This window comes from Pseudomonas sp. RW10S2 (assembly GCF_014268985.1).
Taxonomy (GTDB): Bacteria; Pseudomonadota; Gammaproteobacteria; order Pseudomonadales; family Pseudomonadaceae; genus Aquipseudomonas; species Aquipseudomonas wayambapalatensis.
The window spans coordinates 1-17,260 of sequence record NZ_JABWRO010000119.1 but is presented as its reverse complement, the minus strand read 5'-3'; the positions used below and the strand labels follow the sequence as shown (position 1 = coordinate 17,260).

At 62.3% G+C, this 17,260-nt stretch carries 15 protein-coding genes; 4 read left to right on the top strand and 11 right to left on the bottom strand.

Going from position 1 to position 17,260, the window contains the following annotated elements; genetic code table 11:
* Nucleotides 1–26: 26 nt before the first annotated feature.
* From nuoF to HU729_RS21220, 7 genes are all read right to left on the bottom strand, one after another.
* A complete protein-coding gene (gene nuoF / locus HU729_RS21250) occupies nucleotides 27–1,391 on the bottom strand; it encodes an NADH-quinone oxidoreductase subunit NuoF (RefSeq protein WP_186711468.1) in 1,365 nt (454 codons plus the stop codon).
* Nucleotides 1,388–1,885: an NADH-quinone oxidoreductase subunit NuoE gene (nuoE, locus tag HU729_RS21245; protein ID WP_012313767.1), complete on the bottom strand. Its 498-nt coding sequence runs from the start codon at nucleotides 1,883–1,885 to the stop codon at nucleotides 1,388–1,390. Before nuoE ends, nuoF begins: the two co-directional genes overlap by 4 nt.
* A gap of 2 nt (nucleotides 1,886–1,887) precedes the next feature.
* Nucleotides 1,888–3,669: an NADH-quinone oxidoreductase subunit C/D gene (nuoC, locus tag HU729_RS21240; protein ID WP_186669780.1), complete on the bottom strand. Its 1,782-nt coding sequence runs from the start codon at nucleotides 3,667–3,669 to the stop codon at nucleotides 1,888–1,890.
* A gap of 78 nt (nucleotides 3,670–3,747) precedes the next feature.
* Nucleotides 3,748–4,425, bottom strand: coding sequence for an NADH-quinone oxidoreductase subunit B (locus HU729_RS21235; RefSeq protein WP_186669778.1), 678 nt, complete (start codon nucleotides 4,423–4,425; stop codon nucleotides 3,748–3,750).
* A gap of 10 nt (nucleotides 4,426–4,435) precedes the next feature.
* Nucleotides 4,436–4,849 (bottom strand): NADH-quinone oxidoreductase subunit A, encoded by a 414-nt coding sequence (locus HU729_RS21230; protein WP_003251427.1) that lies wholly within the window; start codon nucleotides 4,847–4,849, stop codon nucleotides 4,436–4,438.
* 706 nt (nucleotides 4,850–5,555) lie between these two features.
* Nucleotides 5,556–6,881: an isocitrate lyase gene (gene aceA / locus HU729_RS21225; RefSeq protein WP_054892704.1), complete on the bottom strand. Its 1,326-nt coding sequence runs from the start codon at nucleotides 6,879–6,881 to the stop codon at nucleotides 5,556–5,558.
* A 495-nt stretch (nucleotides 6,882–7,376) separates the two neighbouring features.
* The gene (locus HU729_RS21220) at nucleotides 7,377–8,111 is read right to left on the bottom strand and encodes a secretin N-terminal domain-containing protein (protein ID WP_238348413.1); all 735 of its coding nucleotides are present in this window, start codon (nucleotides 8,109–8,111) and stop codon (nucleotides 7,377–7,379) included.
* Nucleotides 8,112–8,292: 181 nt separating this feature from the next.
* Between HU729_RS21220 and HU729_RS21215 the strand changes: the two genes are divergently transcribed.
* On the top strand, nucleotides 8,293–10,002 hold the full coding sequence (locus tag HU729_RS21215; protein WP_186669774.1) for a S8/S53 family peptidase: 1,710 nt from the start codon (nucleotides 8,293–8,295) through the stop codon (nucleotides 10,000–10,002).
* A 131-nt stretch (nucleotides 10,003–10,133) separates the two neighbouring features.
* Entirely contained in the window at nucleotides 10,134–11,576 is a 1,443-nt protein-coding gene (locus tag HU729_RS21210; protein WP_186669772.1) for a SulP family inorganic anion transporter, read from the top strand.
* A gap of 67 nt (nucleotides 11,577–11,643) precedes the next feature.
* Here HU729_RS21210 and fusA read toward each other — a convergent pair whose 3' ends face one another.
* On the bottom strand, nucleotides 11,644–13,755 hold the full coding sequence (fusA, locus tag HU729_RS21205; protein WP_186711467.1) for an elongation factor G: 2,112 nt from the start codon (nucleotides 13,753–13,755) through the stop codon (nucleotides 11,644–11,646).
* Between the two features lie 71 nt (nucleotides 13,756–13,826).
* Complete coding sequence (locus HU729_RS21200) at nucleotides 13,827–14,255, bottom strand: hypothetical protein (protein WP_186711466.1); 429 nt, start codon at nucleotides 14,253–14,255, stop codon at nucleotides 13,827–13,829.
* A gap of 164 nt (nucleotides 14,256–14,419) precedes the next feature.
* Between HU729_RS21200 and HU729_RS21195 the strand changes: the two genes are divergently transcribed.
* Nucleotides 14,420–14,722 (top strand): hypothetical protein, encoded by a 303-nt coding sequence (locus HU729_RS21195; RefSeq protein WP_063544334.1) that lies wholly within the window; start codon nucleotides 14,420–14,422, stop codon nucleotides 14,720–14,722.
* A 3-nt stretch (nucleotides 14,723–14,725) separates the two neighbouring features.
* Here HU729_RS21195 and HU729_RS21190 read toward each other — a convergent pair whose 3' ends face one another.
* Nucleotides 14,726–15,976, bottom strand: coding sequence for an aspartate aminotransferase family protein (locus HU729_RS21190; RefSeq protein WP_186711465.1), 1,251 nt, complete (start codon nucleotides 15,974–15,976; stop codon nucleotides 14,726–14,728).
* 110 nt (nucleotides 15,977–16,086) lie between these two features.
* Nucleotides 16,087–16,983 carry a transcriptional regulator GcvA gene (gcvA, locus tag HU729_RS21185; protein WP_186711464.1) on the bottom strand — a complete coding sequence of 299 codons (897 nt, stop codon included), beginning with the start codon at nucleotides 16,981–16,983 and terminating at the stop codon, nucleotides 16,087–16,089.
* Between the two features lie 74 nt (nucleotides 16,984–17,057).
* On the opposite strand from gcvA, the gene HU729_RS25890 reads away from it, so the two are divergent.
* A partial coding sequence (locus HU729_RS25890; protein ID WP_238348412.1) for a hypothetical protein occupies nucleotides 17,058–17,260 on the top strand: 203 nt, incomplete at its 3' end.

Here is a 17,260-nt window from a genome sequence, read left to right as displayed (position 1 = left end):
CCCCCCCCCCCCGGCGATTCATCTTGTTATGCGCCGACCACAATCGGCTTGGCCAGATTCGGGCGCAGGGTGTCGGCACCACTCGCGGGCGCGACACCGGCCTCGAACTCGGACCGGAAGTATTTGATGGCACTGCCCAGCGGCTCCACGGCACCCGGTGCGTGAGCACAGAAGGTGCGGCCTGGGCCGAGGAAGTTGACCAGACCCAGCAGGGTCTCGATGTCTTCGGCGCGGCCTTGGCCTTTCTCCAGGGCGCGCAGCATCTTCACGCTCCATGGCAGGCCGTCGCGGCATGGGGTGCACCAGCCGCACGATTCGCGGGCGAAGAACTCTTCCATGTTGCGCAGCAGCGAGACCATGTTGATGCTGTCGTCGACCGCCATCGCCAGGCCAGTACCCATACGGGTGCCGACCTTGGCGATACCACCGGCGTACATCTGTGCGTCCAGGTGTTCCGGCAGCAGGAAACCGGTACCGGCACCACCTGGCTGCCAGCACTTGAGCTTGAAGCCGTCGCGCATGCCGCCGGCGTAGTCTTCGAACAGCTCGCGGGCGGTCACGCCGAAAGGCAGTTCCCACAGGCCCGGGTTTTTCACCTTGCCGGAGAAGCCCATCAGTTTGGTGCCGTGGTCTTCGCTGCCTTCGCGGGCCAGCGACTTGTACCAGTCGTTGCCGTTGGCGACGATGGCCGGGACGTTGCACAGGGTTTCGACGTTGTTCACGCAGGTCGGCTTGCCCCACACGCCGACGGCGGCAGGGAAGGGCGGCTTGGAGCGCGGGTTGGCGCGACGGCCTTCGAGCGAGTTGATCAGTGCGGTTTCTTCACCGCAGATGTAGCGCCCGGCACCAGTGTGCACGAACAGTTCGAAGTCGAAACCGGAACCGAGGATGTTCTTGCCCAGCAGGCCTGCGGCCTTGGCTTCCTCGATGGCACGGTTGAGGTTCTTCGCTGCCGTGGTGTACTCGCCGCGCAGGAAGATGTAGCCACGGTAGGCCTTCAGCGCGCGGGCGCTGATCAGCATGCCCTCGACCAGCAGATGGGGCTGTTGCTCCATCAGCATGCGGTCTTTCCAGGTGTTGGGCTCCATTTCGTCCGCGTTGCACAGCAGGTAGCGGATGTTCATGGATTCGTCTTTGGGCATCAGGCCCCACTTCACGCCAGTGGGGAAGCCTGCGCCGCCGCGGCCCTTGAGGCCGGAGTCCTTGACGCTTTGCACGATGTCGTCGGCGGACATGTCGGCCAGGGCCTTGCGGGCCGCGGCATAGCCGTTCTTGGACTCGTACTCGGTCAGCCACACTGGCTCGCCGTCGTCACGCAGGCGCCAGGTCAGCGGGTGGGTTTCAGCCGAGCGCGCGATGCGGTTGGCCGGGCCGAAGGAAGTGATGGTCATACGTAACCCTCCAGCAGTTTGGAGACGCCGGCAGGCTGCACGTCGCCAAAGGTGTCGTCGTCGATCATCAGCGCCGGGGCCTTGTCGCAGTTGCCCAGGCAGCACACCGGCAGCAGGGTGAAGCGGCCATCGGCGGTGGTCTGGCCCAGGCCGATGCCCAGCTCGCTCTGGATCTGACTGACAACCGATTCATGGCCGCCGATATAGCAGACCATGCTGTCGCACACGCGAATGATGTGGCGACCGACCGGCTGGCGGAAGATCTGGCTGTAGAAGGTGGCCACGCCCTCGACGTCGCTGGCAGGGATGCCCAGCACTTCGCCGATTGCGTAGATGGCGCCGTCCGGCACCCAGCCGCGTTCCTTCTGTACGATTTTCAAGGCTTCGATGGACGCCGCGCGCGGGTCTTCGTAGTGGTGCATCTCGTGCTCGATGGCCGAGCGCTCGGTTTCGCTCAGGGCGAAACGGTCGGTTTGGATAAGCGTGCTGTTCATGCTTAGCGGTCCACGTCAGCCATAACGAAGTCGATACTGCCCAGGTACGCGATCAGGTCCGCGACCATGCTGCCTTTGATCACCGAAGGGATCTGCTGCAGGTGCGGATAGCTGGGCGTGCGGATCCGGGTGCGGTAGCTCATGGTGCCGCCATCGCTCGTCAGGTAGTAACTGTTGATGCCCTTGGTCGCCTCGATCATCTGGAACGACTCGTTGGCCGGCATGACCGGGCCCCACGAGACTTGCAGGAAGTGGGTGATGAGGGTCTCGATGTGCTGCAGGGTGCGCTCTTTCGGTGGCGGCGTGGTCAGCGGGTGATCCGCCTTGTACGGGCCTTCCGGCATGTTGCGCAGGCACTGGTCGATGATGCGGATACTCTGGCGCATCTCCTCGACACGGACCATGCAGCGATCGTAGGCATCGCCGTTGTGGGCCAGCGGTACTTCGAACTCGAAGTTCTCGTAGCCGGAGTAGGGGCGGGCTTTGCGCAGGTCGAAGTCGCAACCGGTGGCGCGCAGGCCGGCACCGGTGGTACCCCACTCCAGCGCTTCCTTGGTGTTGTATGCGGCAACGCCGATGGTACGGCCCTTGAGGATGCTGTTCTGCAGGGCGGCCTTGGTGTATTCGTCCAGGCGCTTGGGCAGCCATTCGACGAAATCCTTGACCAGCTTGTCCCAGCCGCGCGGCAGGTCGTGGGCGACGCCGCCGATGCGGTACCAGGCCGGGTGCAGGCGGAAACCGGTGATCGCCTCGATCACGGTGTAGGCACGCTGGCGGTCGGTGAAGGTGAAGAACACCGGGGTCATGGCGCCGACGTCCTGGATGTAGGTACCCAGGAACAGCAGGTGGCTGGTGATCCGGAAGAATTCGGCGAGCATGATGCGAATCACGTCGACTTTCTGCGGCACCTGGATACCGGCCAGCTTCTCGACCGCGAGTACGTACGGCAGGTTGTTCATTACCCCGCCGAGGTAGTCGATACGGTCGGTGTAGGGAATGAAGCTGTGCCAGGACTGACGTTCGGCCATCTTCTCGGCACCTCGGTGGTGGTAGCCGATGTCGGGGACGCAGTCGACGATTTCTTCGCCGTCCAGTTGCAGGACGATACGGAAGGCACCGTGGGCAGAAGGGTGGTTGGGGCCGAGGTTGAGGAACATGTAGTCCTCGTTGGCGCCCTGGCGTTTCATGCCCCAGGCCTCGGGGTTGAAGCGCGCCGACTCTTCTTCAAGCTGTTGCTTGGCGAGGTTCAGCGAGTAGGGATCGAACTCGGTGGCGCGGGCTGGGAAGTCCTTGCGCAGCGGGTGACCTTCCCAGGTCGGCGGCATCAGGATGCGCGACAGGTGCGGGTGACCGGCGAAGTCGATGCCGAACATGTCCCAGACTTCACGCTCGTACCAGTTGGCGTTCGGCCAGATGCTGGTCACGGACGGCAGGTTCAGGTCGCCTTCGCTCAGCGACACCTTGATCATCACGTCGCTGTTACGCTCGACCGACAACAGGTGGTAGAACACGCTGAAGTCGGCGGCAGGCAGGCCGCGGCGCTGGGTGCGCAGGCGCTCGTCGACGCCGTGCAGGTCGTACAGCATGCTGTACGGTTTGGCGACGTTGCGCAGGAAAGAAAGTACATCTTTGAGCTGGGCACGGTTGACCCACAGTACCGGCATGCCGGTGCGGGTCTCTTGGGCGACGAAGGCGTCAGCGCCAAAACGGTTGTGCAGTTCGACGACCACATCCTGGTCGTCAGCCTTGTAAGGCGGAATATAAATAGCGGTGTCCGCTGTCATGGTCTCGGTCGCTTTGAGTCAACGTAGAGAATGAAGCCAGGCCGCCGGCTCCTGGGGAGCGGGCGGCAGGTCGCTGGATCAGACTTCGTCGGGGCTGCGCAGGTTGGTTACCGCGATACGCTGTTCGCGACGCAGGTCCTTCTGGGCGGGCATCTCGGCACGGTAAATGCCTTGATCGCCGACAACCCAGGAGAGTGGGCGTCGCTCCTGGCCGATCGATTCCTGCAGCAGCATCAAGCCTTGCAGGAAGGCTTCGGGGCGCGGCGGGCAGCCAGGCACGTACACGTCCACGGGGAGGAACTTGTCGACCCCCTGAACGACCGAGTAGATGTCGTACATGCCACCGGAGTTGGCGCACGAACCCATGGAGATGACCCACTTGGGTTCGAGCATCTGCTCGTAGAGGCGCTGGATGATCGGCGCCATCTTGATGAAGCAGGTACCGGCGACGACCATGAAGTCAGCCTGGCGCGGCGACGCCCGGATGACTTCGGCGCCGAAGCGGGCGATGTCGTGGGGTGCCGTGAAGGCCGTGGTCATTTCCACGTAGCAGCAGGACAGTCCGAAGTTGTACGGCCAGAGGGAGTTCTTGCGACCCCAGTTGACCGCGCCACGCAGCACATCTTCGAGTTTCCCCATGTAGATGTTCTTGTGGACCTGGTCCTCCAGCAGTTGGTCGGTGACGGTTTCCCGATCACCTACCGGGTACTGCTCGTTGGGCGCATCCGGATCGATTCTGGTGAGATTGTATTGCATTGCCAAAGCCTCATTGTTTCAGCTTCGCTTGCCGCTTGCGGCGACCTTCGGGAGCCCAATCAAGAGCACCGACGCGCCAAAGGTAGACAAGACCTGCCAACAGAATTGCTATGAAAACGAGAGCTTCGACGAATCCGGTCCAGCCGCTTTCGCGGACGGACACAGACCATGCAAAGAGAAAGAGGGCTTCGATATCGAAGATCACGAACAGCATCGCGACCAGATAGAATTTGGCGGACAGGCGCAGGCGGGCGCTGCCTACGGGCAGCATGCCGGATTCGAAGGGTTCGTTCTTGGCGCGGCCCCAAGCCTTGCTGCCGAGCAGGCTGGACAGGCCGAGCATGAAGGCACACAGGCCGACGACACCCAGGAGGAAGATGGCAAAGCCCCAGTTGTGGGCGATGAGTCCTGCCGAATCGGACATGCTTGAAATCCTTATACAGAGACCCAGCTCTGCAGTCTGAAATAAGTAGAGCGGCGACGCGGTGTCGCTGACGCAGTGACCAAATGTCGCAGCTGAATCAATCGCGCTGATTTTATGGGTAAACCCACGGCAAGTAAAATTTCCAGCGCAAATTTATTCGTAGGATTAAGAACAAAAATCTTTCGTAAATGGCTGAAAGCCTTGAGTTTCGGGCATTCCAACCAGATTTGTTAATTATGTTTCTTGGTTGGCGTAACGAGTCTTCAATTTAATAATGATAATTAATATCATTTGGCTGCGCCGCTGTTTCTCTCCTCATCTGTCACCTGCCTAGTTCAATTCACAATCTTGTCACTTGCAAATGAGAAAAACTCTCGTTCTAGCAGTTGCATCGTTCTCGTGCACCGCTCTGGGTCAATGTTTCGGCGAAAGACGGGGCTACGGGGCGGGCTGCAATGGCAAGGAGGCGCAAGCGAGCAAGCAGGGTGCGGGCTGTGCTTCTTAATATAGAGGGCATCCAGGCGTTGGCTTGGACGAGGCATGTGGCAGTCCTTGCTTGCTGTGCTGCCTCAAGCATAGTCCTGATCTCGGGATTTGCCTCGTCGTCAGGACATCAGGCGCCTGCAGGGGGAGGCAGTGGTGGGGCGGCAGGCAAAAGAAAGCCCGGGGCTTTCTCAAGCCCCGGGCCTCTGTCAGCAACCCACTATCAGTGGAACTGCTCTTCCTCGGTCGAACCGGTCAGTGCTGTCACCGACGAAGCGCCACCCTGGATCACGGTGGTCATGTCGTCGAAATAACCGGTGCCCACTTCCTGCTGGTGCGCCACGAAGGTGTAGCCCTTGCTGGCGTCGGCGAATTCCTGCTCCTGCAGTTTCACGTAGGCGGTCATGTCGTTGCGGGCGTAGTCGTGCGCCAGGTTGAACATGCCGTGCCACATGTTGTGGATGCCGGCCAGGGTGATGAACTGGTGCTTGTAGCCCATTGCCGACAGTTCGCGCTGGAACTTGGCGATGGTGGCATCGTCCAGGTTCTTCTTCCAGTTGAAGGATGGCGAGCAGTTGTACGACAGCAGTTGGTCCGGGTACTCCTTCTTGATCGCTTCGGCAAAGCGACGGGCTTCGTCCAGGTCCGGCTTGGCGGTTTCGCACCAGATCAAGTCGGCGTACGGGGCGTAGGCCAGGCCGCGGGCGATGGCCTGGTCGAGGCCGGCACGTACCTTGTAGAAGCCTTCACGGGTGCGCTCGCCGATCACGAACGGCTGGTCGTAAGGGTCGCAGTCGCTGGTCAGCAGGTCAGCAGCGTTGGCGTCGGTGCGGGCGAGGATGATGGTCGGTACGCCCGCAACGTCAGCGGCCAGACGCGCGGCCACCAGCTTCTGTACGGCTTCCTGGGTTGGCACCAGTACCTTGCCACCCATGTGACCGCATTTTTTCACCGAGGCCAGCTGGTCTTCGAAGTGCACGCCGGCGGCGCCTGCCTCGATCATGTTCTTCATCAGCTCGTAGGCGTTCAGCACGCCGCCGAAACCGGCTTCGGCGTCAGCCACGATCGGTGCGAAGTAGTCGATGTAGCCATCGTCGCCTGGGTTCTTGCCGGCTTTCCACTGGATCTGGTCGGCGCGGCGGAAGGCGTTGTTGATGCGCTTGACCACGGTCGGTACGGAGTCGACCGGGTACAGCGACTGGTCAGGGTACATGGACTCGGCCGAGTTGTTGTCGGCGGCTACCTGCCAGCCGGACAGGTAAATGGCCTGAATGCCGGCTTTTACCTGCTGCACGGCCTGGCCGCCGGTGAGGGCGCCCATGCAGTTGACGAAATCTTTTTCGGGCCGGAAGGACGGGTGGGCACCTTGGGTGACCAGCTTCCACAGTTTTTCTGCGCCTTGACGAGCAAAGGTGTGCTCTGGCTGCAGGGAGCCACGCAGGCGAACGACATCGGCGGCGGTGTAGGTACGGGTCACGCCTTTCCAGCGCGGGTTCTCGGCCCAGTCTTTCTCGAGGGCTGCAATTTGCTGTTCGCGTGTCAGTGCCATGGAAATAAACCTCGTCGCATCGATCTTGAGTGTAGTTGTGCGGATGCTCAGGGCGCGGAATCAGAGGCCTGGCGGCTGTCCTGTCCGGGGGAGTGCGGCGGCGAACGGGGAAGGCTCGAAGGGGAAGGGGGTGCAGTTCAGGCGAAGGTGTCCCCAGCAGGTCGGCTCGTGGATGCCTTGCTGCGGTGCGACGTCGATTGCCGGTTCTGCGGTGATGCGCTTCCGTCCCTCGGGACAACTTCTTCGTTGCAGTCGCAATCCCGTCGAACCGCCTTGTGGGCCGTATAGACACAGGACGCCTCCAGGGGTATCGGGAGGGCGTCCCGAAGGCCCTTGCCAGGGCCCCTGATTAGCGGGAGCGAGGCCATCATGCCCTTGGCGAAAAGAGCCTGTCAAATGTTTTGTAGTGCTTTTTTTGGCTTACTACATCTTTGGTCTAATGCGACTCTGCAGTCAGTTTCAAGGCCCTTGGTCGAGGCCTTGAACTGCCTGGGATCAGTCGAGAAGGTCGACTTTGACGCGTAGCGTCATGTTTTCACCGCGCTGGGTGCTGTAGGTGAGGGCCGAAGGGCTGTTTTCGGCCTGGCTCTGCTGGTTGTACCCCGCCAGGGTGATCCACTCGCCGAGCTTGCCCGAGATGGTCGTGTCGGTGCTCTGCACTTTCACTACATCCTGGCGTTCCTGGCTCATTCGATCATTATTAGTGCTGATTTGCAGACGAACCGTTTCACCGCTGACGCTCGGCGTGACGTAGAAACCCTGGGTTACATTGCGGTATTGGGTGTCGCTCTGGATGCGTCCGTAACCATCGGTCGAGGTGCTGGTGATGGGGATGCTCTGGCCGATCTGGATCAGTGCCGGCTGGCCTTCGCTGGCCTGGATCTGCTGCAGGCCGCCTTCGCGGTTGCTGGTGCCGTACTGGATGACCCGGGCGTTGCCGCGGTTGTCCTGGTAGTTGCTGTCGTTGTTGTCAACGCTGATCAGCAGGCGTTTGGGCGCAGTGTCCAACTGCTGTAGCAAGGCGCGCAGGTCGTCGATGCGTTCCGGGCTGGCATTGACGATCAATTTGTTCTCGAAGGCGCTGACGGTTCCGTCCTTTCCAAGAAAGGACTGGGCGGTCGGCAGCAGCTCGGCGCTGCTGCGGTGCTGCAGCGGCACGACTTCGGTGGCCGCCTGTGCGGTGAGGCTGGCCGCCAGCAGCAGGGCGGTGACAAGGGGGCGTAGCGGCATGTAGGTGGTCTCCGCAGGTTGAATAGACATGATGGCAAATTTGCCAGCATTGTGCCGTGTCTGGATCACAGGGATTTGAAATTTGCAGTGCGGCTGCGGAGCTTTCGAGGGCTACCGTCAACAGCTGAACCATCGCCTGAGCGCTGGGGTCGCAGCAAAAAGACCATTGCAGACCCTCAGCATGAAGCACTACCTACCTTTGTTGTTGCTTGTTCTTGGACAGAGTGCCATCGCCGAACCGCGCATCCAGCAGTTGCAGCGCTGCGGCGATTTGCTGTCCGAGGCCTCGCAGCACTGGTGCCTGCGCGCGCAAGGTCTGGAGCACCAGGCTCCACAGGTGTGGCTGGGCGACCGGGCCTTGCCTGCCAATGCCGTGCAGCGCGAGGGCGACAGGCTCGAGTTCACGCTCGACCAGCCCGGTCCGAGCGCTGCTTTGTGGCTGCAGGTCAGCGGGCAGAAAAGCAATCCGGTCTGGCTCACTCGCCAGCGCAGCCATGTGGTCGCCGCAGGCCCGCACGAGGTGGCCAGGAACATGGACGGCCTGACCACCTACCTCGACCTGGTCAGCCTGTTGATCGAGGAAAAGCACAACGGGCGCGAGGAGGCGCAACGTATCGCCAACAAATATGGTGCGCAGGTGGTGGGGGCGATCCCGCCGTTGAACGTCTACCAACTGCGCCTTCCGGTACGTGATCTTGTACAGCGCGATGCGATGATCCTGCGCATGGGCAGCGAGATAAGCGTGGACGCGGTGATCGTCGAAGAGTCGGCGCCGGAGCGAGGTGAGGAAGGCGAGGGCGGCAAGGCTACGGTCATCGACCAGGCCGATGAGTGGGCGGCCAATCGTTTCACGGATGCCCTGTACTACTACCAGCGCCGGGTCCCGGCCTCGAACGTGCCTGTACAGCCGATACGTGTGGGCGTGATCGAGCGCGAGCTGGATTTCGACGCTGCGCCCTTTCAGGTTTATCGCGGCGCCTGCGGGCCAAGACAGACCTGCCTTTACGGCCGCGACGGCGCACGTGCGCAGAGTCACGGCAGCCACGTCGCCGGTATCCTGGCCGGGCGCGGGGAGGGGGCGGCAGGTGGCTTTCTCAGCGGCCTGGGCAAGGCCAGCCCCGGGTTCGAGGTGATCGTCGAGCGCAACTCGGATGCAGGTATCACCGCCAACATCGCCGCGTCGGTCAACCTGGTCGAGGACGGCGTACGGGTGCTCAACTGGAGTTGGGGTATCCACCGCGTGGGCGCCAAAAACGTGGAGGGCGACGAGGTCGATTCGCTGGTGCGCTCGGGGTTGGCCATGAGTGGCTACGAGGAGTTGCTCGAGGAATTCTTCCTATGGCTGCGCAGCGAGCACCCGGATGTGGTGGTGGTCAATTCGGCGGGCAATGGCTCGTCATGGTCTGGCACTGATGAATACCGTTTGCCATCGTCGTTCGTGACCGAGCAGTTGCTGGTGGTGGGCGGGCATCAACGCGGCGAGCGCGACACCGCGGTCGAGGATCCGCAGCATGTGGTCAAGCGCCGCAGCTCCAACGTCGACATGCGTGTGGATGTCAGTGCAGCGGCCTGTCTGCAACCTGCCGATGCTGGCAAGCCGCACTGCGGTACGTCCTACGCGACGCCGTTGGTGGCTTCGACGGTGGCAGCGATGTTGTCGATCAATCCGCAGCTTACGCCCGAGCAGGTGCGTATGTTGCTGCGCCGCAGCTCCCTGACCATGGGCTCTGAACAGGACTTCGAGGCGATGGATGCCGAGGACCTGACTGCGCCGATCCTGCCGTCGGAGCGCAATGGCCGCCTCAATGACCCGGACCTGGGTCGCTCGGCGCGGCTGGACATGCAGCGCGCGCTGGATCTCGCGGTGCAGAGCCGGGAGCGGGTGCGCTGAGCAGAGCGGCGGTGGCCGCTGTCAGACAAATTCCGTAACATCGCGCCCTTCGTTTTTGCTTCTGCGTGGGTGATGGGTTGCTCCCATTGCGCGCGCGCCGTCGCCATGACTGGACACCCCACAGGATCTACATGAAACCCGCCCGACTTCGTGCCGACGTACTCGCTGGCCTGACCACCTCCTTCGCCCTGGTGCCCGAGTGCATCGCCTTCGCCCTGGTGGCGCACCTCAATCCGCTGATGGGGCTCTACGGTGCCTTCATCATTTGCACGCTGACCGCGTTGTTCGGCGGTCGCCCAGGGATGATCTCCGGCGCCGCCGGGTCGATGGCGGTGGTGATCGTCGCCCTGGTCGTGCAGCACGGTGCCCAGTATCTGCTGGCCACGGTGCTGCTTGGCGGGATCGTGATGATTCTGTTCGGCGTGCTGCGTCTTGGGAAGCTGGTGCGGCTGGTGCCTTACCCGGTGATGCTTGGCTTCGTCAATGGCCTGGCCATCGTCATCGCCATGGCCCAGCTCGAGCATTTCAAGGACGGCGAGCACTGGCTCGGCGGGAAGCCGCTGCTGCTGATGGTCGGTCTGGTAGCCCTGACGATGCTGGTGGTCTACGTACTGCCGAAGCTGACCCGCGCGGTGCCGCCTGCGCTGGTGGCTATTCTCGGTGTGGGCCTGCTGGTCTACCTGCTCGAGCTGCCGACCCGCACCCTCGGCGACATGGCGCACATCGCCGGTGGCCTGCCGCAACTGGCCTGGCCGGAGGTGCCCTGGAACCTCGAGACGCTCAAGATCATCGCCCCCTATGCGCTGTTGATGGCCATGGTCGGTCTGCTGGAAACCCTGTTGACCCTCAATCTCACCGATGAGATCACCGAGAGCCGCGGTTTCCCTGATCGTGAATGTGTGGCCCTGGGCGCGGCCAACATGGTGTCGGGGCTGTGCGGTGGCATGGGCGGCTGCGCGATGATCGGCCAGACCGTGATCAACCTGAGTTCCAATGGCCGCGGTCGGCTGTCGGGCGTAGTGGCGGGGGTGATGATCCTGCTGTTCGTGTTGTTCCTGTCGCCGCTGATCGAGCGTATTCCGCTGGCCGCACTGGTCGGGGTGATGTTCGTCGTGGCGCAGCAGACCTTTGCCTGGGCGTCGCTGCGAGTGCTGCACAAGGTGCCGAAAAGCGATGTGTTGGCGATCATTGCAGTAACGGTGGTCACGGTACTGACGGATCTGGCCACTGCGGTGCTGTTCGGGATTGTCATCGCGGCCATCAACTTCGCCTGGCAGCATGCTCGTGAGCTGTATGCCGATAGCCACGAGGACGGCCAGGGCGGCAAGATTTACCAAGTGCACGGCACCTTGTTCTTCGCCTCGACCACACCGTTTCTCGAGCAGTTCGATCCGGCGCAGGATCCGCAGAGCGTGACGCTGGACTGCAAGCACCTGAGTTTCGTCGACTACTCGGCGATCGCCGCGTTGAAGACCCTGCGCGAGCGGTATTCCCGTGCGGGCAAGCACCTGCGCGTGGTGCATCTGTCGGAGCGGTGCAAGAAGCTGTTGCGGCGGGCAGGCGAGCAGCATTGAGGTTCTGAGTCGGCGAGACCGACGCCATCGCGGGGCAAGTCCGGGCCCCGCGATGAGGTCGCCTGGGCTATTCCCCCCGGTTCTTCTTCACGATGCCATCGGCGATACTCGCCGGCGCCTCCGCATAGCGCGTGAACTCCATCGAGAAGCTGGCCCGGCCTTGGGTCATCGAGCGCATCGAGGTGGCGTATCCGAACATCTCGCCCAATGGCACCTCGGCGCGAATCACCTTGCCGGCGGGCGTCTCGTCACCATCCTGGATCATCCCGCGGCGACGGCTGAGGTCGCCCAGAATGTCGCCCTGGTACTCCTCGGGCGTTACCACTTCGACCTTCATCACCGGCTCCAGCAACACTGCGCCGCCTTTTTGAGACAGCTGCTTGGTCGCCATGGACGCGGCAATCTTGTAGGCCATTTCGTTGGAATCGACGTCGTGGTAGGAGCCGTCGAACACTGCGGCCTTGAGGTTGATCAGGGGATACCCGGCGAGCACGCCGTTCTTCATCTGCTCCTCGATGCCTTTCTGGATTGCCGGGATGTACTCGCGCGGCACCACGCCGCCGACGATCTCATTGATGAACTCCAGGCCTTCCTTGCCTTCGTCGCCCGGGGCGAAGCGTATCCAGCAATGGCCATACTGGCCGCGTCCGCCAGACTGTCGGACGAAGCGGCCTTCGATCTCGCAGGTGTTGCGGATTTTCTCGCGGTAGGCGACCTGTGGTTTGCCGATGTTGGCTTCGACGTTGAACTCCCGGCGCATGCGGTCGACGATGATGTCCAGGTGCAGCTCGCCCATGCCGGAGATGATGGTCTGCCCGGTCTCTTCATCGGTGCGCACGCGGAACGAGGGGTCTTCCTGCGCGAGCTTGCCCAGGGCGATCCCCATCTTCTCCTGGTCGGCCTTGGTTTTCGGCTCGACCGCGACCGAGATCACCGGGTCCGGGAAGTCCATGCGCTCGAGGATGATCGGCTTGTCGATGTCGCACAGGGTATCGCCTGTGGTCACGTCCTTCATGCCGATCAGCGCGGCGATGTCGCCCGCGCACACGTCTTTGATTTCGGCACGCTGGTTGGCGTGCATCTGGACCATGCGGCCGATACGTTCCTTCTTGCCCTTGACCGAATTGAGCACCGCATTGCCGGAGCTGAGTACGCCGGAGTAGACGCGGGCGAAGGTCAGGGTGCCGACGAAGGGGTCGGTGGCGATCTTGAAGGCGAGTGCGGAGAACGGTTCCTTGTCGTCGGCATGGCGCTCAAGGTGCTTTTCCTCGTCGTCCGGGTCGGTGCCCTTGATTGCAGGGATTTCGCTGGGCGCGGGGAGGTAGTCGATCACCGCATCGAGCATCAGTGGCACGCCCTTGTTCTTGAACGAGGAGCCGAGGATGGTCGGTACGATCTCGTTGGCGATGGTGCGTTGGCGCAGGGCGGTTTTGATCTCGTCGATGCTCAGCTCTTCGCCTTCAAGAAACTTAAGGGTCAGTTCGTCATTGGCTTCGGCCGCGGCCTCGACCATGTGCGCGCGCCATTCGTCGGCCAGGGCCTGCAGTTCGGCGGGAATCGGTTCTTCGCGGTAGCTGGTGCCCTGGTCGGCGTCGTTCCAGTAGATGGCCTTCATCTTCACCAGGTCGATCTGGCCGATGAAGTTTTCTTCGCTGCCGATGGCCAACTGGATGGGCACCGGGTGGTGGCCCAGGCGCTGGTCGATCTGCTTCACCACACGCAGAAAGTCCGCACCCTGGCGGTCCATCTTGTTGATATAGGCCAGGCGTGGCACGTGGTACTTGTTGGCCTGGCGCCATACCGTCTCGGACTGCGGCTCGACCCCGTCGGCGCCGCTGAAGACCACCACTGCGCCATCGAGCACGCGCAGCGAACGCTCCACCTCGATGGTGAAGTCGACGTGGCCGGGCGTATCGATGATGTTGAAGCGGTACTTGTCGGCGAATTGCTTGGTCGAGCCTTGCCAGAACGCCGTGGTCGCCGCCGAGGTGATGGTGATGCCGCGTTCCTGCTCCTGGGCCATCCAGTCCATGGTCGCGGCGCCGTCGTGGACCTCGCCCATCTTGTGGTTGACCCCGGTGTAGAACAGGATGCGTTCCGTTGTGGTGGTCTTGCCGGCATCGACGTGGGCGACGATGCCGATATTGCGGTACAGCTCGATGGGGGTTGTGCGGGCCATGGCAGGTCACCTGCAGGTGAGGATTCTCCCACGGTAGCAGACCGGGAGAATCCTGCTGCGCCGCCGGGCTGTCAGTCGGCCTGGGCTTGCAGCACCCAAGTACCTTCGACCTCGCGCGCCAGGCCGCTGGCCGGGAGCAGGGCCACAAGCCGCTCATGCAGGTTCGTTTCGGTGAAGGTGCGCAGGGTGTGCAGATCCAGCTGGCCGAGCAGAGGCAGGTCGTTCTTGGTGTATGACAGCCAGGCTTTCTTCAAGGCTTGCAATACATCGCTGCCTGCGGTGTTGGCGAAGCGCCGGTGCATCGGGCGGCCATCGAACTCGAAGGTGTGGCGGTGGCTGTAGCTGCTTTCGTCGCCGTTCAGCTCGACGCAGCGATGACAGCGGCACGCGCCGTCGCCAAAGGCGTTGCGCAGGTAGGTGTTAAAGTCCACGACGGGCTTGAGGGTCAGGCGTTTGTCGACCTCGAACAGGTCGGCGATCAGGGGTTCTTCGGCGCTCACGTGGTGTCCTCGTCTGGTATGGCGTGCATCGCCCGGCACCCTAACAGATCGAGGGGGGCAGATCACCTGTTGCAGGCCATCCCGCGAAGAGGCCAGTAGAGACAACAGGGATCACCTGCCGTACTCTACGCGCCCACACGACTATCCACCCGAGGTAACACCGCTTGAGCACCAAGTACCCCTACATCGCCACTGTGACCGTCAGCGCCGAAGACCGTGGCGGGGACGCCGAGGCCTCGGAGAACCCGGGCATGCGCATCGGTCTCGAGGCGGTGACCGAAACGCTGAAGAAGGTGCATTTCGTCGGTACGCTCGCGGCGCCTGAAAAGTCGGCCACGCACATCTGCGTCACGCTTGAGAACGGTCTGACCTATTACGGCCCGATCGTCAATGGCCACGCCGAGCTCGAAGGCGGTTGGATCGCCTTCGAGTCCGACATGCTCACCCCAGAAGAACTGGGGCTCTGAGTCTCAGTCCAGTGCGGTCAGGCACTGTTCGAGGATATCGAGCCCTTCCTCGAGCACCTCGGTTTCGATGGTCAGCGGTGCCAGCAGACGAATGATGTGACGGGCCTTGCCACTGGGCATCAGTAGCAACCCCTTGGCTCGCGCAGTCTCCATTACCTTGGCCAGCTGCGCTGGCGCTGGGCTGCCATCGGTGTTGACGAACTCGATCCCGCGCATCGCGCCGACGCCGGTCAGGCGCCCAAGGTAGGGGCACAGGCCGCTACTTTTCCAGTGTTCGAAGCGCCTCACGATGGCCCGCTCCTGACGCTCGCCCCAGGTGGCGAGGTTCTCGTCGGTCATCTGCGCCAGGCTGGCCAGGGCCGCGGCACAGGCGATGGGATTACCTGAATAGGTGCCGCCAAGCCCGCCCTTGGGCAGGGCATCCAGCAGTTCACGTCGGCCGACCACTGCACCCAGCGGCATGCCGCCGGCGATGCTCTTGGCCAGCAACAGAAGATCTGGCTCGATGCCCAGGCGTGGGAAGGCGAAGCGCTGGCCGGTACGCCCGAAACCGGACTGGATCTCGTCGATGATGATGAGAATGCCATGCTGGTCGCAGAAGCGGCGCAGGGCCTGGGCGAAGGTGGGGTCCAGCGCGAGGAAGCCGCCTTCGCCTTGCACCGGTTCCAGGATGAAGGCTGCCACATCCTCGACCGCGATCTCGACGGCGAACAGCCGCTCCATGGCCTTGAGCGCCTGGTCGCAGGTCACGCCGGTGTCGGCGCTGGGGTAGGGTAGGTGGTAGACCGGCCCCGGCAGCTCACCCACGCGTTGCTTGTAGGGGGCGACCTTGCCGTTGAGGTTGAGGGTGGCCAGGGTGCGGCCATGGAATCCACCATCGAAGGCGATGACGGCCCGCTTGCCGGTGGCGCCACGGGCCACCTTCAATGCGTTCTCCGCAGCTTCGGCGCCGCTGTTGGTGAGCATGCCTGCAAGCGGGTAGCTCACCGGCACGAACGCGCTCAACTGCTCCATGACCGCAACATAGGGTGCATGGGGGGCGGCGTTGAAGGCGTAATGGGTCAGGCGGGCGGCCTGGTGCTGAATGGCCTCGACCACTGCCGGGTTGCAGTGGCCCAGGTTGAGCACGCCGATACCGCCGACGAAGTCGATATAGCGCTTGTCGTCGGTATCCCATACTTCGGCGTTGCGGCCATGGGAAAGTGTGATCGGGTGAACGATGGCGATGGACTGGCTGATACTTTCCTGATTCATGGACGCGCGGAACCTTGTTCGAATTTCTTATTATCCAAGCGCGATGAATGTGTGTTCGGCAAACGAATTATTCGATTGGGATCATTCCTTGGATTCTCGAAGTTCGACTTTTAACCCTCTTCAGCTGCCCGTTCCAGGATCCACTCCACGAAGGCCTTTACCTTGGGCACCTCGGCCGCATGCTCGGCATGGGCCATGAAGTGCCGGCCATTGCTCGCCACCGGATGATTCCACGGCACCACCAGCTTGCCTTCGCTTAGTTCCTCGGCCACCAGGTAACGCGGAATCAGGGCAATCCCGCAGCCTGCGATGGCTGCGCGGATGCACAGGTAGAAGGTGTCGAAGCGTGGGCCGTGGTAGCTGTTCTGGCTGTGCAGCCCCAGCCCAAGGAACCACTCGTGCCAGGCTTCGGGCCTCGATGCGCATTGCAGCAGACGGTGCTCGGTCAGCGACTGGGCACTGTCGAAAGCATGTGCCTGCAACAGTTGTGGTGCGCACACCGGCACCACCTCCTCGCTGAACAGCTCAAGGCAAGTGGCGCCGGGCCAGGTGCCCTGGCCAAAGAAGAACGCGATATCGACCGTGGCCTGCACGAGGTCGAATGGCTCCAGTTCGTTACGGACGTCCAGGTGGATGCGCGGATGGCGTTCGCCGAAACCCTTGAGGTGGGGCACCAGCCAGCGCGCGCCGAAGGTGGGTTGGGTGGCGATGCGCAGGACTTCGGTCTCGTCGCCGTAGCTGAGGATGTAGCGGCTGGAGATGTCGATCTGGGTGAGGATCTTGTTCACTTCGGTGAGGTACAGCGCGCCTGCCGGGGTCAGGTGCAGGCGTCGGCGAATACGCTGGAACAGCGGGTGGGACAACATGTCCTCGAGCTGTGCGACCTGTTTGCTCACCGCGCTCTGGGTGAGGTGCAACTCCTGCGCCGCACGGGTAAAGCTAAGGTGGCGGGCGGCTGCCTCGAAGCATTGCAGGGCGGTGGTGGAGGGCATCAGGCGTTTGGACATGACAGGCGTTACCAGGCAGGAAAAATAAGAAATGCATTCCAAAACGGAATCATGTGTTTCTAAAAGGTCGTTTGTTGAGCCACGCCTATAGATTAATACTGACCTGGATCAACGATTACAACCCGATGGAGAGGCAAGAGAAAAAGCACCCCTTATTCCAACTTCCTGTCCTGTGCGCAGTGACAGCGAAAACTGCACAACAACAAGAAACAACTGCACAGACCTACAACAAAATCTGCTCAGACTCATCGCCGCCTTTTGCGGCGGGCCGCCCCCC

What these genes read in the sequence shown, in the direction of transcription:
- HU729_RS21235 (WP_186669778.1), bottom strand. Translation starts at nt 4,425, where the DNA reads ATGCAATACAATCTCACCAGAATCGATCCGGATGCGCCCAACGAGCAG.
- HU729_RS21230 (WP_003251427.1), bottom strand. Translation starts at nt 4,849, where the DNA reads ATGTCCGATTCGGCAGGACTCATCGCCCACAACTGGGGCTTTGCCATC.
- nuoC (WP_186669780.1), bottom strand. Translation starts at nt 3,669, where the DNA reads ATGACAGCGGACACCGCTATTTATATTCCGCCTTACAAGGCTGACGAC.
- nuoF (WP_186711468.1), bottom strand. Translation starts at nt 1,391, where the DNA reads ATGACCATCACTTCCTTCGGCCCGGCCAACCGCATCGCGCGCTCGGCT.
- aceA (WP_054892704.1), bottom strand. Translation starts at nt 6,881, where the DNA reads ATGGCACTGACACGCGAACAGCAAATTGCAGCCCTCGAGAAAGACTGG.
- gcvA (WP_186711464.1), bottom strand. Translation starts at nt 16,983, where the DNA reads ATGTCCAAACGCCTGATGCCCTCCACCACCGCCCTGCAATGCTTCGAG.
- HU729_RS21220 (WP_238348413.1), bottom strand. Translation starts at nt 8,111, where the DNA reads ATGCCGCTACGCCCCCTTGTCACCGCCCTGCTGCTGGCGGCCAGCCTC.
- nuoE (WP_012313767.1), bottom strand. Translation starts at nt 1,885, where the DNA reads ATGAACAGCACGCTTATCCAAACCGACCGTTTCGCCCTGAGCGAAACC.
- HU729_RS21215 (WP_186669774.1), top strand. Translation starts at nt 8,293, where the DNA reads ATGAAGCACTACCTACCTTTGTTGTTGCTTGTTCTTGGACAGAGTGCC.
- fusA (WP_186711467.1), bottom strand. Translation starts at nt 13,755, where the DNA reads ATGGCCCGCACAACCCCCATCGAGCTGTACCGCAATATCGGCATCGTC.
- HU729_RS21190 (WP_186711465.1), bottom strand. Translation starts at nt 15,976, where the DNA reads ATGAATCAGGAAAGTATCAGCCAGTCCATCGCCATCGTTCACCCGATC.
- HU729_RS21210 (WP_186669772.1), top strand. Translation starts at nt 10,134, where the DNA reads ATGAAACCCGCCCGACTTCGTGCCGACGTACTCGCTGGCCTGACCACC.